General features: G+C 61.5%; 35 protein-coding genes. 25 read left to right on the top strand and 10 right to left on the bottom strand.

The genetic code is table 11. The annotated features are described in order from the left end of the window. Nucleotides 1-27: 27 nt before the first annotated feature. The 22 genes from tuf to rplO all read left to right on the top strand — a co-directional run bounded on the left by tuf (nt 28) and on the right by rplO (nt 10,711). The gene (tuf, locus tag ABC729_RS11160; RefSeq protein ID WP_495607656.1) at nt 28-1,215 is read left to right on the top strand and encodes an elongation factor Tu; all 1,188 of its coding nucleotides are present in this window, start codon (nt 28-30) and stop codon (nt 1,213-1,215) included. Between the two features lie 106 nt (nt 1,216-1,321). Continuing rightward, complete coding sequence (gene rpsJ / locus ABC729_RS11155; RefSeq protein WP_029013602.1) at nt 1,322-1,630, top strand: 30S ribosomal protein S10; 309 nt, start codon at nt 1,322-1,324, stop codon at nt 1,628-1,630. Between the two features lie 65 nt (nt 1,631-1,695). Continuing rightward, on the top strand, nt 1,696-2,400 hold the full coding sequence (rplC, locus tag ABC729_RS11150; RefSeq protein ID WP_495607655.1) for a 50S ribosomal protein L3: 705 nt from the start codon (nt 1,696-1,698) through the stop codon (nt 2,398-2,400). Nucleotides 2,401-2,403: 3 nt separating this feature from the next. Beyond that, nucleotides 2,404-3,024, top strand: a complete 621-nt coding sequence (gene rplD, locus ABC729_RS11145) for a 50S ribosomal protein L4 (protein WP_495607654.1) — start codon at nt 2,404-2,406, stop codon at nt 3,022-3,024. After that, nucleotides 3,021-3,335 carry a 50S ribosomal protein L23 gene (locus tag ABC729_RS11140; protein ID WP_054168364.1) on the top strand — a complete coding sequence of 105 codons (315 nt, stop codon included), beginning with the start codon at nt 3,021-3,023 and terminating at the stop codon, nt 3,333-3,335. The genes rplD and ABC729_RS11140 overlap by 4 nt, the downstream gene beginning before the upstream one ends. Before the next feature lie 10 nt (nt 3,336-3,345). Continuing rightward, entirely contained in the window at nt 3,346-4,170 is an 825-nt protein-coding gene (gene rplB, locus ABC729_RS11135) for a 50S ribosomal protein L2 (protein WP_495607653.1), read from the top strand. A 12-nt stretch (nt 4,171-4,182) separates the two neighbouring features. Then, nucleotides 4,183-4,461, top strand: a complete 279-nt coding sequence (gene rpsS, locus ABC729_RS11130) for a 30S ribosomal protein S19 (protein WP_054168362.1) — start codon at nt 4,183-4,185, stop codon at nt 4,459-4,461. A 2-nt stretch (nt 4,462-4,463) separates the two neighbouring features. After that, nucleotides 4,464-4,862, top strand: a complete 399-nt coding sequence (gene rplV / locus ABC729_RS11125; RefSeq protein WP_054168361.1) for a 50S ribosomal protein L22 — start codon at nt 4,464-4,466, stop codon at nt 4,860-4,862. Further along, nucleotides 4,862-5,539 (top strand): 30S ribosomal protein S3, encoded by a 678-nt coding sequence (rpsC, locus tag ABC729_RS11120; protein WP_416573397.1) that lies wholly within the window; start codon nt 4,862-4,864, stop codon nt 5,537-5,539. The genes rplV and rpsC overlap by 1 nt, the downstream gene beginning before the upstream one ends. 42 nt (nt 5,540-5,581) lie before the next feature. Then, entirely contained in the window at nt 5,582-6,007 is a 426-nt protein-coding gene (gene rplP, locus ABC729_RS11115; RefSeq protein ID WP_054168359.1) for a 50S ribosomal protein L16, read from the top strand. Then, nucleotides 6,004-6,210, top strand: coding sequence for a 50S ribosomal protein L29 (gene rpmC, locus ABC729_RS11110; protein ID WP_054168358.1), 207 nt, complete (start codon nt 6,004-6,006; stop codon nt 6,208-6,210). The genes rplP and rpmC overlap by 4 nt, the downstream gene beginning before the upstream one ends. 13 nt (nt 6,211-6,223) lie before the next feature. Continuing rightward, on the top strand, nt 6,224-6,481 hold the full coding sequence (rpsQ, locus tag ABC729_RS11105; protein ID WP_054168357.1) for a 30S ribosomal protein S17: 258 nt from the start codon (nt 6,224-6,226) through the stop codon (nt 6,479-6,481). Nucleotides 6,482-6,499: 18 nt separating this feature from the next. Then, on the top strand, nt 6,500-6,868 hold the full coding sequence (rplN, locus tag ABC729_RS11100; RefSeq protein WP_054168356.1) for a 50S ribosomal protein L14: 369 nt from the start codon (nt 6,500-6,502) through the stop codon (nt 6,866-6,868). Beyond that, entirely contained in the window at nt 6,865-7,182 is a 318-nt protein-coding gene (gene rplX / locus ABC729_RS11095; RefSeq protein WP_342752431.1) for a 50S ribosomal protein L24, read from the top strand. The genes rplN and rplX overlap by 4 nt, the downstream gene beginning before the upstream one ends. An 8-nt stretch (nt 7,183-7,190) precedes the next feature. Next, the gene (rplE, locus tag ABC729_RS11090) at nt 7,191-7,751 is read left to right on the top strand and encodes a 50S ribosomal protein L5 (RefSeq protein ID WP_054168354.1); all 561 of its coding nucleotides are present in this window, start codon (nt 7,191-7,193) and stop codon (nt 7,749-7,751) included. Then, a complete protein-coding gene (rpsN, locus tag ABC729_RS11085) occupies nt 7,744-8,049 on the top strand; it encodes a 30S ribosomal protein S14 (RefSeq protein ID WP_094456272.1) in 306 nt (101 codons plus the stop codon). The genes rplE and rpsN overlap by 8 nt, the downstream gene beginning before the upstream one ends. A 13-nt stretch (nt 8,050-8,062) precedes the next feature. Further along, the gene (gene rpsH, locus ABC729_RS11080; protein WP_054168352.1) at nt 8,063-8,461 is read left to right on the top strand and encodes a 30S ribosomal protein S8; all 399 of its coding nucleotides are present in this window, start codon (nt 8,063-8,065) and stop codon (nt 8,459-8,461) included. Between the two features lie 13 nt (nt 8,462-8,474). Then, entirely contained in the window at nt 8,475-9,008 is a 534-nt protein-coding gene (gene rplF / locus ABC729_RS11075; protein WP_495607652.1) for a 50S ribosomal protein L6, read from the top strand. Nucleotides 9,009-9,019: 11 nt separating this feature from the next. Next, complete coding sequence (gene rplR / locus ABC729_RS11070; protein ID WP_495607651.1) at nt 9,020-9,382, top strand: 50S ribosomal protein L18; 363 nt, start codon at nt 9,020-9,022, stop codon at nt 9,380-9,382. A 10-nt stretch (nt 9,383-9,392) separates the two neighbouring features. Continuing rightward, nucleotides 9,393-10,013 (top strand): 30S ribosomal protein S5, encoded by a 621-nt coding sequence (gene rpsE, locus ABC729_RS11065; protein WP_495607650.1) that lies wholly within the window; start codon nt 9,393-9,395, stop codon nt 10,011-10,013. After that, entirely contained in the window at nt 10,014-10,205 is a 192-nt protein-coding gene (gene rpmD / locus ABC729_RS11060; protein WP_094456267.1) for a 50S ribosomal protein L30, read from the top strand. 35 nt (nt 10,206-10,240) lie between these two features. Beyond that, nucleotides 10,241-10,711 (top strand): 50S ribosomal protein L15, encoded by a 471-nt coding sequence (gene rplO / locus ABC729_RS11055; protein ID WP_495607649.1) that lies wholly within the window; start codon nt 10,241-10,243, stop codon nt 10,709-10,711. A 373-nt stretch (nt 10,712-11,084) separates the two neighbouring features. Here the strand turns inward: rplO and ABC729_RS11050 are convergent, their stop codons facing one another. Beyond that, nucleotides 11,085-11,522, bottom strand: a complete 438-nt coding sequence (locus tag ABC729_RS11050) for a MarR family winged helix-turn-helix transcriptional regulator (protein WP_495607648.1) — start codon at nt 11,520-11,522, stop codon at nt 11,085-11,087. Between the two features lie 60 nt (nt 11,523-11,582). Between ABC729_RS11050 and ABC729_RS11045 the strand changes: the two genes are divergently transcribed. The 3 genes from ABC729_RS11045 (at nt 11,583) to ABC729_RS11035 (ending at nt 14,223) form a co-directional block, all read left to right on the top strand. Then, on the top strand, nt 11,583-11,960 hold the full coding sequence (locus tag ABC729_RS11045; RefSeq protein WP_495607647.1) for a VOC family protein: 378 nt from the start codon (nt 11,583-11,585) through the stop codon (nt 11,958-11,960). Nucleotides 11,961-12,238: 278 nt separating this feature from the next. Then, nucleotides 12,239-13,582, top strand: coding sequence for a preprotein translocase subunit SecY (secY, locus tag ABC729_RS11040; protein ID WP_495607646.1), 1,344 nt, complete (start codon nt 12,239-12,241; stop codon nt 13,580-13,582). After that, the gene (locus ABC729_RS11035) at nt 13,579-14,223 is read left to right on the top strand and encodes an adenylate kinase (protein WP_495607645.1); all 645 of its coding nucleotides are present in this window, start codon (nt 13,579-13,581) and stop codon (nt 14,221-14,223) included. The genes secY and ABC729_RS11035 overlap by 4 nt, the downstream gene beginning before the upstream one ends. A gap of 86 nt (nt 14,224-14,309) precedes the next feature. Here the strand turns inward: ABC729_RS11035 and ABC729_RS11030 are convergent, their stop codons facing one another. The 9 genes from ABC729_RS11030 to ABC729_RS10990 all read right to left on the bottom strand — a co-directional run bounded on the left by ABC729_RS11030 (nt 14,310) and on the right by ABC729_RS10990 (nt 25,399). Then, the gene (locus tag ABC729_RS11030; protein ID WP_495607644.1) at nt 14,310-15,335 is read right to left on the bottom strand and encodes a Rieske 2Fe-2S domain-containing protein; all 1,026 of its coding nucleotides are present in this window, start codon (nt 15,333-15,335) and stop codon (nt 14,310-14,312) included. Nucleotides 15,336-15,611: 276 nt separating this feature from the next. Then, a complete protein-coding gene (locus tag ABC729_RS11025; RefSeq protein ID WP_495607643.1) occupies nt 15,612-17,405 on the bottom strand; it encodes an acyl-CoA dehydrogenase family protein in 1,794 nt (597 codons plus the stop codon). A gap of 98 nt (nt 17,406-17,503) precedes the next feature. After that, nucleotides 17,504-18,958, bottom strand: a complete 1,455-nt coding sequence (locus ABC729_RS11020) for a TrkH family potassium uptake protein (protein WP_495607642.1) — start codon at nt 18,956-18,958, stop codon at nt 17,504-17,506. 161 nt (nt 18,959-19,119) lie between these two features. Beyond that, nucleotides 19,120-19,383, bottom strand: a complete 264-nt coding sequence (locus ABC729_RS11015) for a DUF2312 domain-containing protein (protein ID WP_054168339.1) — start codon at nt 19,381-19,383, stop codon at nt 19,120-19,122. Between the two features lie 96 nt (nt 19,384-19,479). Next, on the bottom strand, nt 19,480-20,379 hold the full coding sequence (locus ABC729_RS11010; RefSeq protein ID WP_495607641.1) for a DMT family transporter: 900 nt from the start codon (nt 20,377-20,379) through the stop codon (nt 19,480-19,482). Nucleotides 20,380-20,472: 93 nt separating this feature from the next. Then, entirely contained in the window at nt 20,473-22,611 is a 2,139-nt protein-coding gene (gene fusA / locus ABC729_RS11005; RefSeq protein WP_495607640.1) for an elongation factor G, read from the bottom strand. A 238-nt stretch (nt 22,612-22,849) separates the two neighbouring features. Beyond that, nucleotides 22,850-23,668: a hypothetical protein gene (locus ABC729_RS11000; protein WP_495607639.1), complete on the bottom strand. Its 819-nt coding sequence runs from the start codon at nt 23,666-23,668 to the stop codon at nt 22,850-22,852. A gap of 131 nt (nt 23,669-23,799) precedes the next feature. Continuing rightward, on the bottom strand, nt 23,800-24,228 hold the full coding sequence (gene rplQ / locus ABC729_RS10995; protein ID WP_495607638.1) for a 50S ribosomal protein L17: 429 nt from the start codon (nt 24,226-24,228) through the stop codon (nt 23,800-23,802). A gap of 154 nt (nt 24,229-24,382) precedes the next feature. Next, nucleotides 24,383-25,399, bottom strand: a complete 1,017-nt coding sequence (locus ABC729_RS10990; protein WP_054168334.1) for a DNA-directed RNA polymerase subunit alpha — start codon at nt 25,397-25,399, stop codon at nt 24,383-24,385. Nucleotides 25,400-25,470 lie beyond the last annotated feature (71 nt).

Below are 25,470 nucleotides of genomic sequence, written 5' to 3'. Positions count from 1 at the left end.
AACCGATTGAAATGAGGACGGAACATCATGGCTAAGGCTAAGTTTGAGCGGACGAAGCCGCACTGCAACATCGGCACCATCGGTCACGTTGACCATGGCAAGACGTCGCTGACGGCCGCCATCACGAAGGTGCTGGCCGAAAAGGGCGGCGCCACGTTCACGGCGTATGACCAGATCGACAAGGCGCCGGAAGAGAAGGCCCGTGGCATCACGATCTCGACCGCTCACGTCGAGTACGAGACGGACAACCGTCACTATGCCCACGTGGACTGCCCCGGCCACGCCGACTATGTGAAGAACATGATCACCGGTGCCGCGCAGATGGACGGCGCGATCCTGGTGTGCTCGGCCGCTGACGGTCCGATGCCGCAGACCCGCGAGCACATCCTGCTGGCCCGTCAGGTCGGCGTGCCGGCCCTGGTCGTGTTCCTGAACAAGATGGATCTGGCCGACCCGGATCTGGTCGAGCTGGTGGAGCTGGAGCTGCGCGAGCTGCTGACCTCCTACGGCTTCCCCGGCGATGACATTCCCATCGTCCCCGGCTCCGCCGTTTGCGCCCTGAACGACACGCAGCCGGAAATCGGCCGCGAAGCCGTTCTTAAGCTGATGGCTGAAGTTGACCGCTACATCCCGCAGCCGGAACGTCCGGTTGACAAGCCGTTCCTGATGCCGATCGAAGACGTGTTCTCGATCTCGGGCCGTGGCACCGTGGTGACGGGCCGCGTCGAGAAGGGCATCGTCAAGGTCGGTGAGGAAGTCGAGATCGTTGGCCTGAAGGCCACCGTGAAGACCACCGTGACCGGCGTTGAAATGTTCCGCAAGCTGCTGGACCAGGGCCAGGCTGGCGACAATATCGGCGCGCTGCTGCGTGGCACGAAGCGTGAGGACGTCGAGCGCGGTCAGGTTCTGGCCAAGCCCGGTTCGATCACCCCGCACACGGAGTTCGAGGCCGAGACCTACATCCTGACGAAGGAAGAAGGCGGCCGTCACACCCCGTTCTTCGCCAACTATCGTCCGCAGTTCTACTTCCGCACCACGGACGTCACCGGTTCGGTGACCCTGCCGGAAGGTACGGAAATGGTGATGCCCGGCGACAACATCCGCTTCGCCGTGAAGCTGATCGCCCCGATCGCCATGGACGAAGGCCTGCGCTTCGCCATCCGTGAAGGCGGCCGCACCGTCGGCGCCGGCGTCGTGTCGAAGATCGTCAAGTAAACCTATCGCTTCGACGCATCACAGCAATGTGGTGGGGCCGGCCCGAAAGTACTTGGGGCCGGCCCACTCTTTGGGTATAAACCCTGCTCTTTTTGGGGTCTAGGACATGGACAATCAGAATATCCGGATCCGCCTTAAGGCGTTTGATCATCGCGTGCTCGACCAGAGCACCAGCGAGATCGTCAACACCGCGAAGCGGACCGGTGCGCGCGTCCGCGGTCCGATTCCGCTGCCCACGCAGCTGGAAAAGTTCACGGTGAACCGCAGCCCGCACATCGACAAGAAGTCGCGCGAGCAGTTCGAGATTCGCACCCACAAGCGTCTGCTGGATATCGTCGATCCGACGCCCCAGACGGTTGATGCGCTGATGAAGCTCGACCTGGCCGCCGGTGTCGACGTCGAAATCAAGCTGTAATCAAGTTTGGTCGAGTACGGGACCTCTCCCGATCTGAGGATGTCCCGAGTTATGGAGAAAAACAGATGCGATCCGGATTGATCGCGCAGAAGGTCGGCATGACCCGCGTCTTCACAGACGAGGGTGAAAGCGTGCCGGTGACTGTGCTGAAGCTGGACCAGGTCCAGGTCGTCGCCCACAAGACGGAAGAGAAGGATGGCTACACGGCCCTCCAGCTCGGCGCCGTCAAGGCCAAGGTGAAGAACGTCGCCAAGGCCCAGCGTGAGGTGTTCGCCAAGGCCAAGGTCGAGCCGAAGAAGAAGCTCGTCGAGTTCCGCGTGGCTCCCGCCAACCTGATCGAGGTTGGTTCTGAGCTGACCGCGGATCATTTCGTTGCCGGCCAGTTCGTGGACGTGCAGGGCACGACCCTGGGTAAGGGTTTTGCCGGCGGTATGAAGCGCTGGAATTTCGGCGGTCTGCGTGCGACCCACGGCGTGTCCGTGTCGCACCGCTCCATCGGTTCGACCGGTGGCCGTCAAGATCCCGGTAAGACCTTCAAGAACAAGAAGATGCCCGGTCACATGGGTGTCGACACCGTCACCGTCCAGAACCTGAAGGTCGTGTCGGTCGATGCCGAGCGCGGTCTGATCCTGGTCAAGGGCGCTGTCCCGGGCCATGAGGGCGCTTTCGTCCTCGTCAAGGACGCCGTCAAGAAGAAGCTGCCCGAGGGCGTGCCGTTCCCCGGCGCCTTCCGTGCTCCGGCTGCTGAAGCTGTCGCGGCGGAGGGCTGATAAATGAAGACGTCCATCAAGAATCTGAACAACGAAACCGTCGGCGAGATTGAGCTGTCGGAAGACGTGTTCGGCCTGCCGGCCCGTCAGGACATCCTGGCCCGCATGGTGCTGTGGCAGCTGGCAAAGCGCCGCGCTGGCACCCACAAGGCCAAGGGGATCTCCGAGATCTCCGGTACCACCAAGAAGCCGTGGCGCCAGAAGGGCACCGGTCGCGCTCGCGCCGGCAGCCTGCGTTCGCCGCAGTTCCGTGGTGGTGCGCGTATTTTCGGGCCGGTCGTTCGTTCTCACGAACATGACCTGACCAAGAAGGTCCGCAAGCTGGCTCTGAAGACCGCGCTGTCGGTCAAGGCCGCCGAAGGCAAGCTGGTCGTGCTGGAGGCCGCCAAGGCCGATAGCCACAAGACCAAGGTGCTGTTCGGTCAGCTGCAGGCCCTGGGTCTGAAGTCGGCGCTGATCATCGACGGTTCCAACGTTGATGTGAACTTCGCCCGTGCCGCCGGCAACATTCCGCACATCGACGTGCTGCCGGAACAGGGCGCCAACGTGTACGACATCCTGCGCAAGGACGTTCTCGTCCTGACGCGCAACGCTGTCGAGCAGCTGGAGGCTCGCCTGAAATGAGCACGAGCAAGAAGACAATCTCGGCCGAGCGTATGTACGACGTCGTCGTCGCGCCCGTTATCACCGAGAAGGCCACCATGGGTTCCGAGCACAACCAGGTCACCTTCAAGGTGCGCATGGATGCGACGAAGCCCGAGATCAAGGCCGCGGTTGAAGGTCTGTTCAAGGTGACGGTCACGGCGGTGAATACCTCCGTGGTCAAGGGGAAGACCAAGCGCTTCCGTGGGACGATCGGTCGCCGGTCGGACTACAAGAAGGCCGTGGTTACCCTCGCCGAGGGCAGCTCCATCGACGTGACCACCGGCGTGTGAGGGTAGAGCTATGGCTTTGAAGACTTTCCGTCCGATTACGCCGAGCCTCCGCCAGCTGGTACTGGTGGACCGTTCGGAACTGCACAAGGGCAAGCCCGTCAAGATGCTGACCGAGGGCCTCTCGGGCTCTGGCGGTCGCAACAATACGGGTCGCATCACCGCTCGCCGCATGGGTGGTGGTCACAAGCGCACGTACCGCATCATCGACTTCAAGCGCACGAAGTTCGATATGCCGGCGACCGTTGAGCGCCTGGAATATGACCCCAACCGTACCGGCTTCATCGCTCTGGTGAAGTACGAGGACGGCACCCTCTCCTACATCCTGGCTCCGCAGCGCCTGAAGGCCGGTGACGTTGTCATCTCCGGCGAGAAGGTGGACGTGAAGCCCGGCAACGCGATGCCGCTGAAGAACATCCCCGTCGGGACCATCATCCACAATGTGGAGCTGAAGGCCGGCAAGGGTGGTCAGCTGGCTCGTTCCGCCGGCACGTACCTGCAGCTGGTCGGTCGCGATCAGGGCTATGCCCAGCTGAAGCTCCCCTCGGGCGAGCTGCGCATGGTCCGTGGCGAGTGCATGGCCACCATCGGTGCTGTGTCCAACCCGGACCAGTCCAACGTGGTCATCGCCAAGGCCGGTCGTAACCGCTGGCTGGGCAAGCGTCCGTCCGTTCGCGGCGTCGCTATGAACCCGATCGATCACCCGCACGGCGGTGGTGAAGGCCGTACCTCCGGTGGCCGTCACCCGGTCACGCCGTGGGGCAAGCCGACCAAGGGTAAGAAGACGCGTCAGAACAAGGGCACGGATAAGCTCATTATCCGCCGCCGCGCTAAGTAAGGGAGTGCTGCCGTGACTCGTTCCGTTTGGAAGGGGCCGTTCGTTGACGGCTACCTGTTGAAGAAGGCAGACAAGGCGCGTGCGTCGGGCCGCAACGAGATCATCAAGATCTGGTCGCGTCGTTCCACGATCCTGCCGCATTTCGTTGGTCTGACCTTCGGCGTCTACAATGGCCAGAAGTTCGTGCCGGTGCTGGTGACCGAGAATATGATCGGTCACAAGTTCGGTGAGTTCTCGCCGACCCGTACGTTCTACGGCCATGCGGCCGACAAGAAGGCGAAGAGGAAGTAATCATGGGAAAGCCGGCTGCAGAACGGCGCCTCAGCGAGACTGAGGCCAAGGCGTTCGGCGGAATGATCCGCACGAGCCCGCAGAAGCTGAACCTGGTTGCACAGCTGATCCGTGGAAAGTCCGCTGGTGAAGCTGTCGCCCTTCTGACATTTTCCAAGCGTCGTATCGCTGGCGAAGTGAAGAAGGTCCTCCAGTCCGCCATCGCGAACGCCGAGAACAACCACCAGCTGGACGTTGACCGCCTGTTCGTGTCCCACGCGACGGTCGGCAAGGCTCTGGTCATGAAGCGTTTCCATGCCCGCGCTCGCGGTCGTGGCGCCCGTGTCGAGAAGCTGTTCAGCAACCTGACCGTGATCGTGCGTGAGCGCGCTGAGGACAAGGCCGAGGGGGCCGCTGAATAATGGGTCAGAAAGTTAATCCGATCGGCTTGCGCGTCGGTATCAACCGGACCTGGGACAGCCGCTGGTTCGCCGACCGCGACTATGCCAAGCTGCTCCATCAGGACCTGAAGCTGCGCGGATACCTGCAGACCCGTCTGCAGGCCGCTGGCGTCAGCCGCGTCATCATCGAGCGTCCGGCCAAGAAGGCCCGCGTCACCATCCACACGGCCCGTCCGGGTGTGGTGATCGGCAAGAAGGGTGCGGACATCGAAAAGCTGCGCTCCGAGCTCAGCAAGATGGCTGGTTCCGAGGTGAACCTGAACATCGTCGAGATCCGCAAGCCGGAGCTGGACGCCCGCCTGATCGCCGAGAACATCGCCAGCCAGCTGGAGCGCCGTGTGGCGTTCCGTCGCGCCATGAAGCGCGCTGTGCAGTCGGCGATGCGTCTGGGTGCCCAGGGCATCCGTATTAACTGCTCCGGCCGTCTGGGCGGCGCGGAAATTGCGCGTATCGAATGGTACCGCGAAGGCCGCGTTCCGCTGCACACCCTGCGTGCTGACATCGACTATGGTGTTGGCACCGCGAAGACCACCTATGGCACCTGCGGTGTCAAGGTGTGGGTGTTCAAGGGTGAAGTGCTGGCCCACGATCCGATGGCGCAAGACAAGCGCGCCGCGGAACAGACGGCTGCTCGCTGATCATCCGGATACTGGCAAGGGATATAGAGAAGGCTACATGCCATGCTGAGTCCGAAGCGTACCAAGTACCGCAAGGCGCACAAGGGTCGTATCCACGGCGCCTCGAAGGGCGGTACCACACTTAATTTCGGCGCTTTCGGCTTGAAAGCTGTCGAGCCGATGCGTATTACGGCTCGTCAAATCGAGTCGGCGCGTCGCGCTATCACCCGCCACCTGAAGCGTCAGGGTCGCGTCTGGATCCGGATTTTCCCGGATCTGCCCGTGTCCTCGAAGCCGGCGGAAGTGCGCATGGGCTCCGGTAAGGGTTCGCCCGAATTCTGGGCCGCGCGCGTTGCGCCGGGCCGTATCATGTTCGAAGTCGATGGTGTTCCGGCTGAGCTGGCCACCCGCGCTTTCGAACTGGCTGCTGCAAAGCTGCCGATCAAGGTGCGTATGGTCACCCGTCTGGGTGAAGGGGGTGAGGCATGACGAAGGCTACTGACCTTCGCGGCAAGAGCACGGACGAGCTGAACGATCAGCTCCTCCAGCTCAAGAAGGAGCAGTTCAACCTGCGTTTCCAGAAGGCTTCCGGCCAGCTGGAGAATACCGCGCGGGTTCGTGTGGTGCGTCGCGACATCGCCCGCATCAAGACCATCCTGGGCCAGCAGGTTTCTGCTGCGTCCGCGTCCTGAGGAGGGGTTAACGATGCCCCGTCGCGTCCTGCAGGGTACCGTGGTGTCCGACAAGGGTGACAAGACCGTCACCGTCCTGGTCGAACGTCGCGTTATGCATCCTGTGTATAAGAAGTTCATCAAGCAGTCCAAGAAGTACGCCGCCCACGACGAGGCGAACGCGTTCAAGATCGGCGACACCGTCCAGATCGAAGAATGCCGTCCGATCTCCAAGTCGAAGCGGTGGACCGTCGTCGTGGCTCCGGCCGCTGGCGACACTCCGAACGCCTGAAGATAAGGAAGACATTCCATGATTCAGATGCAAACCAACCTGGAAGTCGCGGACAATAGCGGCGCGCGCCGGGTGCAGTGCATCAAGGTGCTGGGCGGCGCTGGTCGTCGCTTCGCCGCCATCGGCGATGTTATCGTCGTGTCGGTGAAGGAGGCCATCCCGCGCGGCCGTGTTAAGAAGGGTGACGTGCAGCGCGCGGTCATCGTTCGCACCGCCAAGGAACTGCGCCGCGAGGACGGTTCCGTCATCCGCTTCGACCGTAACGCCGCCGTGCTGATCAACAAGCAGGGCGAGCCGATCGGTACGCGCATTTTCGGGCCCGTGACCCGTGAGCTGCGCGGCAAGAAGTTCATGAAGATCATTTCGCTGGCGCCGGAGGTGCTCTGATGGCTGCGAAGATCCGCAAGGGCGACAAGGTCGCTGTCATCACCGGTAAGGACAAGGGCAAGACCGGCGAAGTCATCGCCGTTCTGCCGTCCGAGGGCCGTGTCAAGGTGCGCGGTGTTAACCTGGTGAAGAAGCACCAGCGTCAGACCCCGATGCAGCAGGGCGGCATCGTCGAGATCGAAGCGGCGCTGGACCTGTCCAACGTCGCCATCCTCGACCCGAAGACCAACAAGCCGACCCGCGTCGGCTTCCGGACGCTGGAAGACGGCCGTAAGGTCCGTTTCGCCAAGGCTTCCGGCGAAGTGATCGAGTGAGGCGCGCCATGGCTGCTCGTATGAAAGAACGCTACGACGCGACCCTGCGTGCAAAGTTGAAGGCGGAGTTCAACTACGCCAACGACATGCAGATTCCGCGTCTCGAGAAGATCGTGATCAACATGGGCGTTGGCGAAGCCGCCAGCGACGGCAAGAAGGTGACGCAGGCTGCCGCTGAGCTGGCTGCGATCACTGGCCAGAAGCCCGTGATCACGAAGGCTCGCAAGTCCATCGCCCAGTTCAAGCTGCGCGAAGGCATGCCGATCGGTTGCAAAGTCACCCTGCGCGCCGACCGCATGTATGAGTTCCTGGATCGTCTGGTCACTATCGCGCTGCCGCGCGTCCGCGACTTCCGCGGCATCAACGGCAACGCGTTCGATGGCCGCGGGAACTACGCGCTGGGCCTGAAGGAACAGCTGATTTTCCCGGAAATCGACTACGACAAGGTGGACGATATCCGCGGCATGGACATCATCTTCGTCACCACGGCCAAGACCGACAAGGAAGCCAAGGCTCTCCTGAAGGGTTTTGACATGCCTTTCGCCGGGGAGGCGGGGACCAATGGCTAAGAAGAGCTCTATCGAGAAGAACAAGCGCCGCACTGAACTGGCGGCCAAGCACCGGGAAAAGCGCGCCGCCCTCAAGGCGACCGCTAAGAACCGCGAACTCTCCGATGAGGAGCGTTTCACGGCTGTCCTGAAGCTGGCACAGCTGCCCCGCAATGGCAGCCGTACCCGCATCCGGAACCGTTGCGAGCTGACGGGGCGTCCGCGCGCCTTCTATCGCAAGTTCCGCTTGTGCCGTGTCGCCCTGCGTGATCTCGCCAGCAATGGCCAGATCCCGGGCATGACCAAGTCCAGCTGGTAAGGAGGGTCGGGTAATGAGCCTGAGCGATCCCCTGGGCGATATGCTGACCCGTATTCGTAACGGTCAGAAGGCCCGTATGTCGGTCGTGACGAGCCCCGCGTCGAAGCTCCGCACCAATGTGCTGGAAGTCCTGAAGCGTGAAGGTTACATCCGCGGTTATGCCGTGGAGGAAGACCGTCCCGGTGTGCAGTCCCTGCGCATCGAACTGAAGTACTTCGAAGGCGAGCCGGTTATCAAGGAAGTGCACCGCGTTTCCAAGCCGGGCCGCCGCATCTATTCGAAGATCGCCGATCTGCCGCGGGTCTATAATGGCCTCGGTATTTCGATCCTGTCGACGCCTCGCGGCGTCATGTCTGATGTAGAGGCCCGCGCTGCCAATGTCGGCGGCGAAGTCCTCTGCAAGGTGTTCTAAGGAGCACGGCCACATGTCCCGTATCGGAAAGCATCCGGTGCCGGTGCCGGCCGGCGTTACCGTCCAGGTCACCGGTCAGACTGTCACCGCCAAGGGCAAGCTGGGTCAGCTCAGCTTGAACTTGATCGACGAAATCGAGGCCAAGCTGGAGGATGGTAAGATTACCGTCCTGCCGCGTACCGAAACGGTCCGCGCTCGCCAGAACTGGGCCACCGCCCGTACCAACGTTGCCAACCTGGTGACCGGTGTGGACAAGGGTTTCACCCGCAATCTCGAAATCACCGGCGTCGGCTACAAGGCCGCCGTCGCTGGTTCGGAGCTGGTGCTGAACCTGGGTTTCTCGCACGACATCCGCTACCCCATTCCCGCGGGTATCACGATGAAGTGCGACAAGCCGACGTCCATCTCGATCAGCGGTGCTGATAAGCAGCAAGTTGGTCAGATCGCTGCGGAGATCCGCTCCTATCGTCCGCCTGAGCCCTATAAGGGCAAGGGCGTCAAGTACGATAACGAGACGATCATCCGCAAAGAAGGCAAGAAGAAGTAAGGCGGACGACGATGAGCAAGCAACAGGATCTCAACGCGCGCCGCAAGGCGCGGGTGCGCGCCCGGCTCCGCAAGGTCGGCAGCGGGCGCGCTCGTCTCTCGGTCTTCCGGTCGAGCCAGCATATCTACGCCCAGATCATCGACGACGAGGCCGGCCGCACGCTGGTTTCTGCGTCGAGCCTGGAGAAGGATCTGCGCGAAGCCCTGAAGACCGGCGCCGACATCGAGGCGGCCAAGGTGGTCGGCAAGCTGATTGCCGAACGCGCCGTGGCACAGGGTGTCAGCACCGTTTACTTCGATCGTGGTCAGTACCTGTATCACGGGCGTGTGAAGGCTTTGGCCGACGCCGCCCGCGAAGCCGGCCTGCAGTTCTAAGGGGGTTAGCATGGCTCGTAATGAGAACAGCGCGGCCGGCGGCGAGGGTGAGCGGCGGAACCGTGATCGCGGCGAGCGCCGCGAGCGCGGTGAAAACCGTGATCGTCGTGAGGAACGCGAAGGTGATGATCTCGTCGAGAAGCTCGTCGGGATCAACCGTGTCGCCAAGGTGGTTAAGGGTGGTCGTCGCTTCGGCTTCGCTGCCATCGTGGTTGTTGGCGATGCCAAGGGGCGCGTCGGCGTCGGTTCGGGCAAGGCCCGCGAAGTGCCGGAGGCTATCCGCAAGGCCACTGAGCAGGCCAAGCGCTCCATGATCCGCGTGCCGCTGCGCGAGGGTCGCACGCTGCATCATGACGTGTTCGGTCACTTCGGTGCCGGCAAGGTCGTGCTGCGTGCCGCTCCTCCGGGTACCGGCATCATCGCGGGTGGCCCGATGCGCGCCATCTTCGAAGCCCTGGGCGTGGCGGACGTGGTGACCAAGTCGGTCGGCACTTCCAACCCGCACAACATGATCAAGGCGACCTTCGACGCTCTGACGCAGTGCGTCAGCCCGCGTTCGGTGGCTGCCCGTCGTGGTCGTCGCGTGTCCGATATCCTGGGCAAGCGCGAAGGCGAGAAGGAGGCCGCGTAAATGGCTGACAAGAACACCGTCATCGTGACCCAGACGGGGAGCCCGATTGGCCGCCAGAGCGACCAGCGTGCGACCCTGATCGGTCTGGGTCTCAACAAGCTGAACCGCACCCGCGAGCTGGAAGATACGCCGGCTGTCCGTGGGATGATCAACAAGGTTCGGCACCTCGTGCGCGTCGAGGAGGCCTCGTAAGAGGTTTCCCCGATACGGCCTGAAGGATCAAGACCATGAAGCTCAACGAAATCAGTGAAAACCCGGGCGCACGCAAGCTTCGCATGCGCATCGGTCGCGGTATCGGGTCCGGTAAGGGCAAGACCGGTGGCCGTGGCGTCAAGGGTCAGAAGTCCCGTACCGGCGTCTCGATCAAGGGCTTCGAAGGCGGCCAGATGCCTCTGCATCGCCGTCTGCCGAAGCGTGGCTTCTCCAACGTTCCGTTCGCCAAGGATTACGCCGTGGTGAACGTGGGCGCTGTGCAGAAGGCCATCGATGACGGTCGTCTGAACGCCGCCGAGACGGTGAACGCCGAGGCGCTGGTGAAGGCCGGCCTGGTGCGTGTTTCCGCCGATGGCGTGCGTCTGCTGAACAAGGGCGCCATCAAGACCGCCGTGACCTTCGACGTGGCTGGCGCTTCCGCCGGTGCCGTCGCTGCGGTCGAGGCTGCTGGTGGCAAGGTGAACCTGCCGGCCGTTGAGGCCTGATTGGTTCCACCAACCCGGTTGGTAGAGTTTGTGACAAGGCCCCGGAGCAATCCGGGGCCTTGTTGCTTTTTGGCGTCGATCGTCGTGACCCGGCGATGGGATTGATAAATAACTTGACGTCAGTAAGTCGCTTATGTTTTCCTTCGGATGTGGCACCGATGGTGACAAAAGAGACTGTGGCGGTGGCAACGCCAGTTCACTTTCTCTGATCCACCATCCGCCCCGGCGCATTACAGCCGTGGCATTTTGAGCTGCCATGATGGTTTGGCGTACCCAATTTCAAGAGTGGCGAGAATTCTTGACGTATGGCTGCGAAGGGCGCCCGGCTTGATTGAGCCGGGCGTCTTTGCATTTGGGGCAGACGGATACCGCCTCAGCGCAGAACACGCTCCATGATCTTCGCGGCCTGCCGCAGGGTTTCACGCTCTTCCGCGGTGAGCGGCGTCAGGCGAGCCTCCAGCGCTGCCACCCGCCTTGCCCGTCCCGCCAGCAGCAGGGCGCGCCCAGTCTCTGTTGCGGCGATCCGCACGCCGCGCCTGTCCTGCGGGTCTGGCTCCCGGTTGACCAGAGCCGCCGCCGCCAGCGCATCAACAATGCGGCTCATGGTCGGTGGTCGCACCTGCTCCGCCGCTGCCAACTCACTCAGTGATCGCGGTCCGGCAAAGACCAGTACGGATAGCGCCGACAGGCGTGGGGCCGTCAGGCCGCTGTCATCATCTTCCCGCCGCAACAGACGCAGCAGTCGGATCGACGCCGAATGCAGCCGCTCGGCGATGCCGTCTGCTGGGTCATATGGGTGCTTTACGGACATTGTTAGTTTTACTAATAATTGTCGTTAGCTAAACACTACCATTCCGTGGGAAGGCGATCCATGGCTTTGAACCCGTCCCATATTGTCCAGGTAGCCGTTCCTGTTCAGAATATTGACCGAGCGCGGGCCTTTTACCGCGATGTGCTTGGCCTCACGCATCTGTTCGATGCACCGCCCTCGCTGGCGTTCTTTCAGTGTGGCCAGACTCGCCTGATGCTGGGGCCGCAGGAAGGGCAGGAACAGGTTGCCGGTCCCATCCTTTATTACAACGTGCCCGACGCAGCGGCGGCACAGGCGACGCTGGAGGCTGCCGGCGCACCCGTCATACAGCCGGCCCACCTCATTGCACGGGTTGGCGGCAAGGATATTCACCTCGCCATCTGTCGTGACAGCGAGGGGAATATGGTGGGTCTGATGAGCGAGACGCGGGCGACCTGAAACCCGGCCCGGTACAGTCGGCACAAGATGCCGCAGCCCCTACATTGGTGGCATTGACCCTGCCGCCCGATGGCTTTACCCCTGTGTCCCGAAACAAGAGCGGCGGTTAACGGCCCGGATGGCGGGTCCTGTGGTGTAACGGACACCTGCCAGATGCACATGGCATACTGGTGCTGGTGTTTTTCATGTTGACCACATGCCCATATGTCCTGTTGATACGCGTGAGAATGGCCGGCCCTCCGTTTCGGCCGGACCTGTGACTTGCCAAGAGGCCTTTTATGGCATCCGCCGCTGAACAGCTTGCCGCCAACATCAATTTCGGTGCCTTCTCCAAGGCCACCGAACTGAAGAAGCGGATTTGGTTTACCCTGGGGGCGTTGATCGTCTACCGCCTGGGGACTTACATTCCCCTTCCGGGCATCGATTCCGGTGCCTTTGCCAGCTTCTTCGCCAATCAGTCGGGCGGCATCCTGGGCATGTTCAACATGTTCGCCGGTGGTGCCGTTGAGCGCATGTCGATCTTCGCGCTCAACATCATGCCCTACATTTCGGCGTCGATTATCATTCAGCTGATGACGGCTGTTGCCCCGTCGCTGGAGACGCTGAAGAAGGAAGGCGAGTCGGGCCGCAAGCGTCTGAACCAGTATACGCGCTACCTCACGGTGGCCCTGGCTCTGGTGCAGTCTTATGGCCTGTCCTTAGGTCTGGAGGGCATGAATCAGGCCGGCGGCAGCGTGGTGATCGATCCGGGCTGGTTCTTCCGCCTGTCGACCGTCATCACCATGGTCGGCGGCACCATGTTCCTGATGTGGCTGGGTGAGCAAATCACGGCCCGGGGCGTTGGTAACGGCATTTCGCTGATCATCTTTGCCGGCATCGTGGCCGCATTGCCGGGTGCCTTGGCGCAGATTCTGGAACTGGGCCGCACCGGTGCCATGAGCACCTGGTTCATCCTGGGCCTGCTGGTGCTGGCGGTCATCGTGATCACGGGCATCGTGTTCTTCGAACGCGCGCAGCGCCGCCTTATCGTGCAGTATCCGAAGCGCCAGATGGGCAACAAGATGTATGGCGGGGAGGCTTCGCACCTGCCGCTGAAGCTGAACACCGCCGGCGTCATCCCGCCGATTTTCGCCTCGTCGCTGTTGCTGCTGCCGCTGACGGCTGTTGGCTTCTCGTCGGCGGGCGGGCCGGAATGGCTGGCCACGATCACCCGCTTCGTCGCGCATGGCACGCCGCTCTATATGGTGCTGTACACCGCGCTGATCGTTTTCTTCTGTTTCTTCTATACCGCCATCGTCTTCAACCCGACCGAAACGGCCGAGAACTTGAAGAAGTATGGCGGGTTCATTCCGGGCATCCGGCCCGGCAAGAACACGGCCGATTATCTGGACTTCGTGCTGACCCGTTTGACGGTGGTGGGGGCCGCCTACATCACGGTGGTCTGCCTGCTGCCGGAAATCATGATGGCGGAATATGGTGCCGCCTTCTATTTCGGTGGTACCAGCCTGCTGATCATGGTCACGGTGACCATGGATACCGTGGCGCAGATCCACTCCCACCTGCTGGCGCATCAGTATGAAGGGCTGATCAAGAAGGCCAAGCTGCGTGGGAGACGTGGATGAACCTGATTCTGTTGGGTCCGCCGGGGGCCGGTAAGGGGACGCAGTCCCAGCGCCTGGAGAAGAAGTACGGTACCGTGCAGCTTTCGACGGGCGACATGCTGCGCGCCGCCGTGCGGAGCGGGTCGGAACTGGGCCAGCGTGCCGATGCCATCATGAAGGCGGGGCAGCTGGTGCCGGACGAGGTCATGATCGCCATGATCTCCGAACGCATCGATCAGCCGGATTGTGCCAAAGGCTTTATCCTGGACGGCTTCCCGCGCACGGTTCCGCAGGCTGCGGCCCTGGACAGCATGCTGTCTGACAAGGGGTTGAAGCTGGATCATGTGATCGAGATGAAGGTGGACGGGCCTGCCCTTGTCACCCGCGTCACGGGTCGCTTCACCTGTGCCAAGTGCGGTACCGGCTATCATGACACGTTCAAGCCGACGGCGGTCGCGGGTACCTGCGACAATTGCGGCTCGACCGAGTTCACACGCCGTGCCGATGACAATGCCGAAACCTTCGGCAAGCGTCTGGCAGCCTATGAGCGTGATACGGCTCCCATCCTGCCCTACTACGCCTCTCGTGGCGTGTTGAAGCAGGTGGATGGCATGGCGGAGATCGATGAGGTCACCCGTCAGCTGGAAGCCATCATCGGCTGATCTGACGGATCGAACGAACTGATCAGAAAGGGGACGGTCGCCGACAGGGTGACCGTCCCCTTTTATGCTTCTCTGCTTCGGACTCCTCAGCTTCTCCAGCGCAGGACTGTATCCTTCACTGGGTTTATGAAGTCCCGCCCCTCGGCCCTTGCGCGCTCATACTCGTTCTTCAGCTGGTGGTACCAGCGGGCCTGAGTGTCGGCGTCCCTGATCAGCATCAGGGTTGGGTCATGGGCCAGCCCCTTCTGTTGCATCACCACCACATCGCGGTCCTGGCCCAGAAAGCGGCGCACGAAGCGGCGTAGGATGGGTTTGGCGAGGTCGGCCCAGCCCAGGGTCCAGTAGAAGCTGTTGGTCACTTCGGTATTATTGGCATCCAGCGGCGTGACGGTGGTCAGGTTGACGATCCGGTGCCGACCGGCGGCAATATGCTCGGTCCGCACACCGGGAAGCCGGAAGGTGATTTCCGTCTCCGGTGCGCCCCCCAGCAGCCTATAGGCCGCGGAGTTTGAGGAGGGCCGGTGCCGCTTCATGGCAAAGCCGAAGAGGGCTGGCCCGAAAGCTTTGGCTTTCTCGTGGATGGATCGCGGGGACCGCCAGAACCAGCTTTGATGCACGAAAGGCCCATGCGCCGGGTCCATGAGGCCGATGACGGCATGATCGACGGGGCAGGGAAAATGCATCACCTCCGTCAGGTTGGGCACCCTTCCTTCCATGTCGGGCATCTGCGGCGGCTCACCCTCCGGCGCGCCATCGCCCATCCAGATCCACAGATTGCCCTGCGCCTCTGCCACCGGATAGCGGCGGACCTTGATTCGGCTGATATCGAAATCCTGGCCGGTGACCAGGGAAGGGATGGCGGTGCAGCCGCCATCGCCGCTAAAGCGCCAGCCATGATAGCGGCACTCCACCTCCCGTCCGTCGAATCGGCCACAGGACAGCGGAATGCCCCGATGCGGGCAGATATCGCGCAGCGCGAAGGCAATGCCATCATTGTCCCGGGCGAACAGGACCGGCTGCCCCAGTAGAGTCTTCGCCTGCATCTTGCCGCGCTTCAGGGCGGCGGATGGCAGGGCGAAGTACCAGATGTCGGTCAGGAACGATGCGGTCATAATGCGTCACATGGGCGGCGGGGGAGCGCCGCACCATAACAGGACATGAACGACAGGTCAGGGTGCACAAAGGGGCGAACTGCTGACTTCCCCGCCAAACCCTGGTAAAATCCCGCCCATCAACGTCATTCCTGCGCCTGAACCCCTTCGCAGCCGCTGGGTTGCGATACGGGCACGGCGTGGAACATGAAACACCCTGTTGTTTTCTGTTTCACTTGGTTGCACGAAGCCGCGTTTCGGTCGGACGGCGGACCTCATCATCACCGAAAGCGGCCATCATAACCATGCCGTATCCACATCCAGCACTGTCCGGTCCAGGCTGGTCAGAATCGCAGCCTGGGTCGCTGTCTTGGGCAGTTCATGGGCGAAGAACCAGCGGCAGGCGGCCAGCTTGCCATTCAGATGGTTGGCATCGCCCTTGCCATCCGTGAGCCAGGTATCGGCCACCAGGGCCTGGCGCAGCCAGATCCAGGCCATGACGGTGTGCCCGAACATTTCCAGATAGGTGGTGGCATTGGCTAGCGACAGCGCCACCTGTCCGCCGGCCCGCACCGTACCCAAGTGCGCGGTCACGGTGGCGACGCGGCTCAACGCTTCGCCAAGGCCCGCCGCGTGGGCCGCAAGGGCGGGGCGTGCGGTTGCGGCGGTAATCGTGGTCGCCATTTCGGCGGCCAGCGCTTCAAACGCGGCACCACCGTCCATGAACACTTTGCGGCCCAGCAGGTCATTGGCCTGGATGCCGTAGGTGCCCTCATGGATCGGGTTCAGGCGGTTATCCCGGTAATATTGTTCCACCGGATAATCGCGGGTGTAGCCATAGCCGCCCAGGATCTGGATGGCCCATTTATTGGCTTCCAGACAATGTTCCGATGGCCAGGACTTGGCGATGGGGGTCAGCAGTTCCAGCAGCAAGGTTGCGCGGCGGCGCTCGGCCTCCTCATGTGCCGTCCTCTCCTCGTCCACCAGCCGGGCGCAGAGCAGGCACAGCGCGATGGCACCTTCCGATGCCGCCTTCTGCTGCAGCAGCATGCGGCGGACATCGGCATGCTCGATGATTGGCACCATGGGGCTGGTCGGATCGCGCGCCTCCAGCGGGCGGCCCTGTGGGCGCGTGCGGGCATACTCGGCGGAATAGCGGTAGCCGGCATAGCCAAGGGCCGCCGCCCCCAGCCCGACGCCGATCCGCGCTTCATTCATCATCTGGAACATATAGGAAAGGCCGTGATGGGCCTGTCCCACCAGGAAGCCCTGGCAGCGCCCGTCCTCGCCAAAGGACAGGATGGTGCTGGTGGTGCCGCGATAGCCCATCTTGTGTAGCAGGCTGACCAGCCGCACATCATTGTCGGGGCCCAGGCTGCCATCATCATTGACGCGGTAACGCGGCACGATGAACAGGCTGATGCCCTTCACGCCCGCCGGCGCGCCCTTGATCTTGGCCAGCACCATATGGACGATATTGTCTGACAATTCATGCTCACCGGCGCTGATCCATTGTTTGGTGCCGGTAATGCTGTAGGAACCGTCCTCATTGGGCGTGGCGCTGGTGCGGATATCGGCCAGGCTGCTGCCTGCCTGCGGCTCCGACAGGGCCATGGTGCCAAAGAACCGGCCGGTCAGCATGGGGGCCAGGAACTTGGACTGCTGCTCCGTGCTGCCGAAGCTGCGGATCAGGTTGCCGGCCCCGATGGTCAGGAACGGATAGGCGGCGGTAGCGATATTGGCGGTCTGGAAGAAGCTGAAGGCCGCCTGTACCACACACCAGGGCAATTGCAGCCCGCCCAGTTCCTCGTCGTGATGGGCGGCCAGGAAGCCGGCTTCGGCAAAGGCGTCTACGGCGTCCTTCACGGCGGGCAGCATGACGACCTTGCCGTTCACACGGTCCGGCTCATGTTTGTCGGCCTCGTGATAATGCGGTCCGAATTTTTCATTCGCCAGACCGGCGGCGGTGTCCAGAACCTGGGACAGGGCATCACGGTCCAGGTGGCTGAAGCGGGGGCGGGACAGCAGCCTGTCCAGATCCAGCAGGCCATCCAGGATGAAGTCGATCTCGCCACGGTCCATCCGGCTCATGCCCGCACCCTCCCGATATCTATTTGCGGCCCCCGAGTTGTGCTCAGGCCTTCAAACAGATGTTTAAATTGTTGGAGGGGGCCTGTCGAGAGGCTGCTTCACCGGCGCCAGAAGGAGGGGCTGAGGAGAACGAAGACCGTGAATAGTTCCAGCCGGCCCAGCAGCATGGCCAGCGACATGATCCAGACTGCGAAATCATGCAGCGGTTCGTAATTGCCCACCGGCCCGATCATGGTGCTGAGGCCGGGGCCGACATTGCCCAGCGCCGTCGCGGCGGCAGAAATGGCCGTCACATAATCCAGCCCTGTCAGGCCCAGCAAGACGGCGAAGATCAGGATCAGGGCAATATAGAGGAAGGTGAAGCTCATCACCGAGATGATGACGTCATTATCCACAGGCTTGCCATTATAGGTCAGCGGGATAACCCGGTTCGGGCTGAACAGGCGGTTGATCTGCATACGCAGGGCCAGCCACAGGATCTCAAACCGGAACATCTTGATCCCGCCGGAGGTGGAGCCGGTGCAGCCCCCCACCAGGGTCAGGATGAAGAACAACGCCACCGGCCCGGGGCCCCAAGCCAGATAGTCGGTGGAGGCAAAGCCAGTGGTGGTGATCAGGGAAACACAGTTGAACAAGGAATGACGGATCGCCTCCATCGGCTCCAGATGGTCCCTGGCGATCAGATAGAGGGCCAGCAGGCCCGCCACGATCAAGGTGAAGGCGGCATAGTGGCGAACCTGGCTGTCGCGCCACAGCGCCTTGGTATCGCCCTTGATCATTGAGATGAAACGGACAAAGGGCAGGCTGCCCAGAAACATGAACAGAATGATGGTCCATTCCACGCCGGCATTCTGAAAATGCCCGATTGACGTGTCCTTGGTAGAGAAGCCACCCGTGCCCAGCGCCGTCATGGAATGGTTGATGGCATCGAACATGGGCATGCCGGCCAGCCGCAGCATGATGATGCAGGCAATGGTCAGCGCCAGATAGGCCCAGCCAAAGCCCAGCGCCATGTCGGCGGCACGCGGCACCACCTTGTCCGACTTGTCGGAGGATTCGCTACGGAACAGCTGCATCCCGCCGACCCGCAGGAAGGGCAGGATCACGATGCCCATGCCGACAATGCCGATCCCGCCCAGCCAGACCAGCAGCGATCGCCAGAGCAGCAGACCGGGGGGCAGGGTCTGCACCGAGGCATAGGCGCTGGCCCCGGTGGTGGTTAGGCCGGACATTGCCTCGAAATAGGCGTTGGCGTAGCTCAGTCGATGTTCCGCGAAGGTGAAGGGCAGGGCCGCGAAGGCCCCCACCACGATCCAGGCGAAAGTGGTCAGCACGAAGGTCTGACGCAGGGACAGCGCGATGCGATCTGAGCGATTCGTCAAAATCAGCAGGACACCGAAAAACAGAGTCAGCGCTGAGGATACGGCAAAGACCCGCCAGTCATCCTGGCCTGCCGCGAGATCGGCAATCATCGGTGCCACCATCGCAACCGCGATGACGGACAGAAGCGCGCCGACGACATAGAAGATGGGACGAACGTCCAGGGAGAGCATGGCACTCCGGCGGCTTGACGGGAAACCGCAGCCCTTCCGGCGCGGAACGCGTCATACACCCTTGTTGAAGGCGGCGTGGCAGTCAAGCCCGCTGTGCCACCCCCGGGAACGGCAACGGCCGGGGAAATCCCCGGCCGTCACGGTCGATCAGGTCCTCGGTATCACTCGATGCCCAGAGCGGCCTTATACAGTTCCAGAAGCGCGTCCATTTCCTGACGGTCTTCCTTTTCCATCCTGCGGATGCGGATGATCTGGCGCATCACCTTGGTATCAAAGCCGGTGCCCTTGGCTTCGGCATAGATGTCCTTGATATCGTCCTGGATGCCCTTCTTTTCCTCCTCCAGGCGCTCGATGCGCTCAATGAAGGAACGCAGGCGGTCGGCCGCGATTCCGCCGACATCATTGGAGGTTGCGGCGTCAGACATGGTGTCTCTTACCTTGGCAAGTATGTTGGAAAGTGCCGGGACCTTATCCAGCCGGGGCCGTGGACGCAAGCCGGTTGGTGCGCCGCGCGACGGGCATCAGGCCCGACGCAGCACCAGGGCCACGCCTGCTGCCGTCACGACCATGCCACTCAAGGCCAGCGGCCCCAGCTTTTCCCCGAACAAGGCCCAGGCCATCAGGGCCGTGACAGGTGGAACCAGATAGAACAGGCTAGCCACCTTCGAAGCTGCTCCACGTCGGATCAGGGCGAACAGCAGGAAGATGGCACCCACCGACAGGACGAGGCAGAGCCATACCAAGGCAAAGATGAAATCAGCTGCCCAGTCGATCCGCATGGTTTCCGTAGAAGGCGCAACGATGGCCAGCACGGTGCCCGTGGCCGCGTACTGAATGGTAGTACCGGTGCGCAGATCCATGTCGGCGCAGTGCCGCTTCTGATAGAGCGTGCCGATGGAAATACCCAGCAGGGCTGCCACAGACAGGCCGATGCCCAGCGGCCCGCCGATATTCAGCGACAGTTTCTCCCACACCACCGCCGTCACCCCGGCCAGACCCAGGGCAAACCCCAGCCATTGCCGGCCCGTGATCCGCTCCCCCAGCAGGGGACCGGCCACCAGGGCGGTCAGCAGCGGCTGCAACCCGACGATCAGGGCCACGGTGCCGGCGGGCAAACCCTGCTTCAGGGCACCGAACACGCCGCCCAGATAGACGCCATGCACAAGCAGGCCTGCCACAGCGATATGGCCCACCGCCCGCCAGGATGCCGGCCAAGGTGCCTTCTGCCATGCCGACAGGGCCAGCAGCACGACGGCCACCAGCGCCATGCGCCAGAGCAGGAAGGTCAGCGGCTCCGCATGCGGCAGGCCCAGCTTGCCCCCAATGAAGCCCGTGCTCCACAGCAGCACGAACAAAGCGGGTGCCGCCTTGCCCCAATCGGGCGTGGCGAGGCTGCCAGAGGGAGAGGAGGGGATATTCATCTGACACATCCTGAAACGGCAAACGGCCGCCCCCCGGATGGGGGAGCGGCCGTCGACCTTACGACTGAACCGATAACGCGAGGTTACCTGGGATCAGTTGTTCTTGCCCTGCTTGGCAACGATTTCGTCAGCGACGTTCCTCGGCACCGGGTCGTAGTGCGAGAATTCCATCGTGAACGAACCGCGGCCAGAGGTCATGCCGCGCAGCTGACCGATGTAACCGAACATGTCGGACAGCGGCACATGGGCTTCAACGGCGATGTTATTGCCACGCTCCAGCTGACCCAGGATCGTGCCGCGACGACGGTTCACGTCGCCGATCACGTCACCCAGGTAATCTTCCGGAACCACAACCTCGACCTTCATGATCGGTTCCAGCAGGACCGGACCTGCCAGCTTCATGGCTTCGCGGAAGCAGGCCTTGGCGGCGATTTCGAACGTCAGAGCGTTCGAGTCGACGTCGTGGTACTTGCCGTCAATCAGCGTGGCCTTGAAGTCCACAGTCGGATAGCCGGCGATGACACCGTCTTCCTTCTGCATCTGCAGGCCCTTGTCCACCGACGGGATGTATTCGCGGGGAACGGTACCGCCGACAACCTGATCGACGAACTCGTAACCCTCACCGCGCTCCTTCGGCTCAAACACGATCTTCACTTCTGCGAACTGGCCCGAACCGCCGGTCTGCTTCTTGTGAGTGTAGATGTGCGTGACCGGACGGGTGATCGTCTCACGATAGGCCACCTGCGGACGGCCCATGACGCCTTCCACACCATATTCGGTGCGAACGCGGTCCAGGGTCACTTCCAGGTGCAGTTCGCCCATGCCGCGCAGCAGGGTCTGACCGGTCTCACGGTCGGTTTCCAGACGCAGGGACGGGTCGGCACGGACCATCTTGCCAATGGCGGCGCCGAACTTGTCCTGGTCAGCGCGGTTCTTCGGCTCGATCGAGACGGAGATCACGGGCTCGGGGAAGCGCATGCGCTCCAGCACCACGGGGGCGGTGGCATCGCACAGCGTATCACCGGTGTCGGTTTCGGCCAGCGACACGAAGGCGACGATGTCGCCAGCGCGGCATTCTTCCAGATCGTTGGTGTCCTTGGCGAACATTTCCACGATACGGCCGATACGCTCGCGCTTGCCACGGGTGGCGTTCAGCAGGGTCGTGCCCTTGGTGACGACGCCGGAATAGACGCGCACGAAGGTCAGCGAACCGTACTTGTCGTTCAGCACCTTGAACGCCAGACCCGAGAACGGCTCGTCGTCGGAGCACAGACGCTCGCCATTCGGGTTACCATCGGGGTCCACCGTCTTGATGGCTTCCACGTCGGTCGGGGCCGGCAGGTACCAGACAACGGCGTCGAGCAGCTGCTGCACGCCCTTGTTCTTGTAGGAGGAACCGCACAGAACCGGCACGAAGGCGCCATTCAGCGTGGCCTTGCGGATGCACTCGCGCAGCTTGTCAGCCGACGGCTCGGTGCCTTCCAGATAGGCTTCCATGGCCTCGTCGTCCTGCTCCACGCAGGCTTCGACGAGGTCCTGACGATACTGCTTGTACTGGGACAGCAGGTCACGGTCATAGGCGTTGGTGATCTTCAGCTTGTCAGCCAGATCATCCGTGACGTCCCAGATTTCCCACTTGCTGTCCTTTTCCTCGGAGAACCAGACATAAGCCTTCATCTCGACGAGGTCGATCATGCCGTGGAAATCGTCTTCCGAGCCGATCGGCATCTGCAGGCAGATGGGGCGGGAGCCCAGACGGTCAACGACCATCTTCACGGTACGGCGGAAGTTCGCGCCCGAGCGGTCCATCTTGTTGATGTAGCACATGCGCGGAACCTTGTAGTTGTCCGCGAGGCGCCAGTTCGTCTCGGTCTGCGGCTCCACGCCTGCCACACCGTCGAACACCACGACAGCGCCGTCGAGCACGCGGAGCGAGCGGTTCACCTCAATGGTGAAGTCCACGTGGCCCGGGGTGTCGATGACGTTGATCTTCTTGCCCTTCCAATGGCAGGACACGGCAGCCGACTGAATCGTGATGCCGCGCTTCTGTTCCTGCTCCATATAGTCGGTCGTCGTCGACGTCTTCAGATCCTTGGTATCATGAACGTCGATGATCGTGTGCTTACGACCGGTATAGTACAGGATGCGCTCAGTCGTGGTCGTCTTGCCGGCATCGACGTGGGCGATGATGCCGATATTCCGGATATCAGAAAGCGGGGTAGTGCGGGGCATAAGAAGGGCTCCGTCGTCCAGCGTCGTGTCAAAAGATCAACCGACCCGGCGTGGTGAGGTCGAGTGCGTGGATGAGGCGGGAGGAACCACGATACCGCAGCGCCCATCCCGCACGAAAAAAACCGGGGTGCCGTCAGCGCCAAGCGCCTCGGTTCCCCGGTGGCGGCCTATTTAGCGCGGATGTGGCCTTATGCCAAGGGGGGATATGGCATGACGGGTAAGCGCGTGGGCGATGGTGCTAGGTCAGTGCATCCAACGGCGCGATTGTTGTGGTGGGTGGCGAGGTAGGCAATGTAGCAAGCATTGCCTGCACGACGCTTCGCGCTAAACCTATTACAGACATTGCCTCTTCGATCGTAAGTACCGCCTCTGGATGAATTAGAGGGTTTCTATGCAGATCCATCATCTGCTTTAACGCCGAAAGAATCTTTCCATCAGCGGCTCCGGATTTTCTCATTGCCTCGATATACACACTAAAATTTCTTACGCGTGGTGGTGGGGAGCCCGTTGTTGTTTGGGTGTAGTATCGTCGCAGGACTGATTCTGTGGCTCTAAAAACGTGGAACGCGCAGGCAGTCGGCATTTCGTATGCTAAGCATTGTGCTGCCGATCTTATGTCTTGGATGGCCTCAGGAACTTTCTCTCCCAAATCTGCAGGAAGCAACGTCTCGCCATTGATCAATAATTTTGACGTATCAAATGGACCTTTTCTTGTTATGAAATATGAATCAAGGATGCCCAACTCAGAAGTTAATGCTATGCTATAATTGTCTGCGGCTTGTCTTATGGCAGATATAGAATATGGGCTGACAATTCTATTATATTCTTTGTTTTCAAGCTCATTATTAATAATTATAATTAGATTTTGAGAGGACTCAAATGATACTTTTAAGTAAGTCGAATATATAGACTCCGTGTGAAGTTGAGATATAGCCGTTCTTGCGAGTATTAGATCATAAAAAATTTCCTGAAATGGCTTTTCCGCTATTGGTATTTCTCTAATATTATTGATTTTATTATGTATATCGCATAAGTATGGGAGTGATATCCGTTTCATGTCAAACTCCTTGTTAGTCAAAATATCCAGTGACTAAGGAGTTTAATACATGTCTGGCTGAGAATCGCAAAAAAACCCGCCATGGATCGCTCCTGGCGGGTTTTCTCTCAACCTGTAACGGTCGGCCTGGATCAGGCGACGGCTTCTTCGCCGTCCTCGTCCTTCACCAGCACCGGGCCGCTGTCCTGGCCCTTGGCGGCCACGTCGCGGTCAACGAACTCGATGATGGCCATCGGGGCGTTGTCGCCGTAACGGAAGCCGGCCTTCAGAACGCGGGTGTAGCCACCGGCGCGGTCCTTGTAACGCTCGGCGATGACGGTGAACAGCTTGTCCACAACGGCATTGTCGCGCAGTTCGGCATAGGCCAGACGCTTGTTGGCGAGGCCGCCCTTCTTGCCCAGCGTGATCAGCTTTTCGACGATCGGACGCAGGTCCTTTGCCTTCGGCAGGGTGGTCTTGATCTGCTCGTGCTTGATCAGGGCGTTCGCCATGTTGGAGAACATGGCCAGACGGTGGGAGGTGGTGCGGCTGAACTTACGCCCGGACATTCCATGACGCATGGGTACTCTCCTTCATAGCATGGCCCCGCTGGGCGGAACCGATGGCGATCCTTGCAAGCGCCGGTACCCTTTCGGGCCAGTACGGCAAGGTTTGGGCGGAATGCCCGGAAGTTAAGGCAGCGGACCATAGGGGCCGCCGCCTGAAAGGTCAAGCTCAGTACGGCTCTTCCAGACGCTTGGCCAAGTCCTCGATATTCTCGGGCGGCCAGTTCGGGATTTCCATGCCGAGATGCAGACCCATCTGGGCCAGCACTTCCTTGATTTCGTTCAGCGACTTGCGGCCGAAGTTCGGGGTACGGAGCATCTCCGCCTCGGTCTTCTGCACCAGATCGCCGATATAGACGATGTTGTCGTTCTTGAGGCAGTTGGCCGAACGGACCGACAGTTCCAGCTCGTCCACCTTGCGCAGCAGGTTCTTGTTGAAGGGGATCTCGTCCGCCTTCGACTCGGCCACGGCTGCCTGCGGCTCCTCGAAATTGATGAACATCTGCAGCTGGTCCTGCAGGATGCGGGCGGCGATGGCCACCGCGTCTTCCGGCGTGACGGCGCCGTTGGTCTCAACGGTCAGCAGCAGCTTGTCATAGTCCGTGGTCTGGCCGACGCGGGTGTTTTCCACCTTGTAGGCGACCTTGCGGACGGGGGAGAAAATGCTGTCGACCGGGATCAGGCCGATGGGGGCATCTTCCGGACGGTTCATGGAGGCAGGGATATAGCCCTTGCCCGAATGAACGGTCAGTTCCATGTTCAGTCGCGCGCCGGCATCCAGCGTGCAGATGACGTGATCGGGGTCCAGCACCTCAATATCGGCACCGGTATCGATCATGCCGGCAACAACGTTGCACGGACCTTCGGCGCGCAGACGCATGCGGCGGGGGCCTTCGGCACCCATCTTCAGCGCCATCGCCTTGATGTTCAGGACGATGTCCGTCACATCCTCGCGCACGCCGGGGATCGACGAGAATTCATGCAGCACACCGTCGATATGGATCGACGTGACAGCAGCACCCTGCAGGGAGGAAAGCAGGACGCGACGCAGCGAATTGCCCAGCGTCAGAGCGAAACCACGCTCCAGCGGGCCAGCAACGATCAGGGCTTCACGCTTCGGGTCATTTCCCGGCGTGATTTCCAACTTGTTCGGCTTTTCGAGAGTCTGCCAGTTCTTCTGGATCACGGCTGTGCCTCATGCCATCGGGGGAAAACAACGTCCCGGAACAGGGATATCCGTTCCATGCTTGGCCGCCA

The organism is Niveispirillum sp. CC-CTL257, assembly GCF_059489915.1.
Note: the sequence above shows the minus strand (reverse complement) of the source record. Positions and strands in the feature narration are given on the sequence as shown.

What these genes read in the sequence shown, in the direction of transcription:
- tuf (WP_495607656.1), top strand. Translation starts at nt 28, where the DNA reads ATGGCTAAGGCTAAGTTTGAGCGGACGAAGCCGCACTGCAACATCGGC.
- rpsJ (WP_029013602.1), top strand. Translation starts at nt 1,322, where the DNA reads ATGGACAATCAGAATATCCGGATCCGCCTTAAGGCGTTTGATCATCGC.
- rplC (WP_495607655.1), top strand. Translation starts at nt 1,696, where the DNA reads ATGCGATCCGGATTGATCGCGCAGAAGGTCGGCATGACCCGCGTCTTC.
- rplD (WP_495607654.1), top strand. Translation starts at nt 2,404, where the DNA reads ATGAAGACGTCCATCAAGAATCTGAACAACGAAACCGTCGGCGAGATT.
- ABC729_RS11140 (WP_054168364.1), top strand. Translation starts at nt 3,021, where the DNA reads ATGAGCACGAGCAAGAAGACAATCTCGGCCGAGCGTATGTACGACGTC.
- rplB (WP_495607653.1), top strand. Translation starts at nt 3,346, where the DNA reads ATGGCTTTGAAGACTTTCCGTCCGATTACGCCGAGCCTCCGCCAGCTG.
- rplV (WP_054168361.1), top strand. Translation starts at nt 4,464, where the DNA reads ATGGGAAAGCCGGCTGCAGAACGGCGCCTCAGCGAGACTGAGGCCAAG.
- rpsC (WP_416573397.1), top strand. Translation starts at nt 4,862, where the DNA reads ATGGGTCAGAAAGTTAATCCGATCGGCTTGCGCGTCGGTATCAACCGG.
- rplP (WP_054168359.1), top strand. Translation starts at nt 5,582, where the DNA reads ATGCTGAGTCCGAAGCGTACCAAGTACCGCAAGGCGCACAAGGGTCGT.
- rpmC (WP_054168358.1), top strand. Translation starts at nt 6,004, where the DNA reads ATGACGAAGGCTACTGACCTTCGCGGCAAGAGCACGGACGAGCTGAAC.
- rpsQ (WP_054168357.1), top strand. Translation starts at nt 6,224, where the DNA reads ATGCCCCGTCGCGTCCTGCAGGGTACCGTGGTGTCCGACAAGGGTGAC.
- rplN (WP_054168356.1), top strand. Translation starts at nt 6,500, where the DNA reads ATGATTCAGATGCAAACCAACCTGGAAGTCGCGGACAATAGCGGCGCG.
- rplE (WP_054168354.1), top strand. Translation starts at nt 7,191, where the DNA reads ATGGCTGCTCGTATGAAAGAACGCTACGACGCGACCCTGCGTGCAAAG.
- rpsN (WP_094456272.1), top strand. Translation starts at nt 7,744, where the DNA reads ATGGCTAAGAAGAGCTCTATCGAGAAGAACAAGCGCCGCACTGAACTG.
- rpsH (WP_054168352.1), top strand. Translation starts at nt 8,063, where the DNA reads ATGAGCCTGAGCGATCCCCTGGGCGATATGCTGACCCGTATTCGTAAC.
- rplF (WP_495607652.1), top strand. Translation starts at nt 8,475, where the DNA reads ATGTCCCGTATCGGAAAGCATCCGGTGCCGGTGCCGGCCGGCGTTACC.
- rplR (WP_495607651.1), top strand. Translation starts at nt 9,020, where the DNA reads ATGAGCAAGCAACAGGATCTCAACGCGCGCCGCAAGGCGCGGGTGCGC.
- rpsE (WP_495607650.1), top strand. Translation starts at nt 9,393, where the DNA reads ATGGCTCGTAATGAGAACAGCGCGGCCGGCGGCGAGGGTGAGCGGCGG.
- rpmD (WP_094456267.1), top strand. Translation starts at nt 10,014, where the DNA reads ATGGCTGACAAGAACACCGTCATCGTGACCCAGACGGGGAGCCCGATT.
- rplO (WP_495607649.1), top strand. Translation starts at nt 10,241, where the DNA reads ATGAAGCTCAACGAAATCAGTGAAAACCCGGGCGCACGCAAGCTTCGC.
- ABC729_RS11050 (WP_495607648.1), bottom strand. Translation starts at nt 11,522, where the DNA reads ATGTCCGTAAAGCACCCATATGACCCAGCAGACGGCATCGCCGAGCGG.
- ABC729_RS11045 (WP_495607647.1), top strand. Translation starts at nt 11,583, where the DNA reads ATGGCTTTGAACCCGTCCCATATTGTCCAGGTAGCCGTTCCTGTTCAG.
- secY (WP_495607646.1), top strand. Translation starts at nt 12,239, where the DNA reads ATGGCATCCGCCGCTGAACAGCTTGCCGCCAACATCAATTTCGGTGCC.
- ABC729_RS11035 (WP_495607645.1), top strand. Translation starts at nt 13,579, where the DNA reads ATGAACCTGATTCTGTTGGGTCCGCCGGGGGCCGGTAAGGGGACGCAG.
- ABC729_RS11030 (WP_495607644.1), bottom strand. Translation starts at nt 15,335, where the DNA reads ATGACCGCATCGTTCCTGACCGACATCTGGTACTTCGCCCTGCCATCC.
- ABC729_RS11025 (WP_495607643.1), bottom strand. Translation starts at nt 17,405, where the DNA reads ATGAGCCGGATGGACCGTGGCGAGATCGACTTCATCCTGGATGGCCTG.
- ABC729_RS11020 (WP_495607642.1), bottom strand. Translation starts at nt 18,958, where the DNA reads ATGCTCTCCCTGGACGTTCGTCCCATCTTCTATGTCGTCGGCGCGCTT.
- ABC729_RS11015 (WP_054168339.1), bottom strand. Translation starts at nt 19,383, where the DNA reads ATGTCTGACGCCGCAACCTCCAATGATGTCGGCGGAATCGCGGCCGAC.
- ABC729_RS11010 (WP_495607641.1), bottom strand. Translation starts at nt 20,379, where the DNA reads ATGAATATCCCCTCCTCTCCCTCTGGCAGCCTCGCCACGCCCGATTGG.
- fusA (WP_495607640.1), bottom strand. Translation starts at nt 22,611, where the DNA reads ATGCCCCGCACTACCCCGCTTTCTGATATCCGGAATATCGGCATCATC.
- ABC729_RS11000 (WP_495607639.1), bottom strand. Translation starts at nt 23,668, where the DNA reads ATGAAACGGATATCACTCCCATACTTATGCGATATACATAATAAAATC.
- rplQ (WP_495607638.1), bottom strand. Translation starts at nt 24,228, where the DNA reads ATGCGTCATGGAATGTCCGGGCGTAAGTTCAGCCGCACCACCTCCCAC.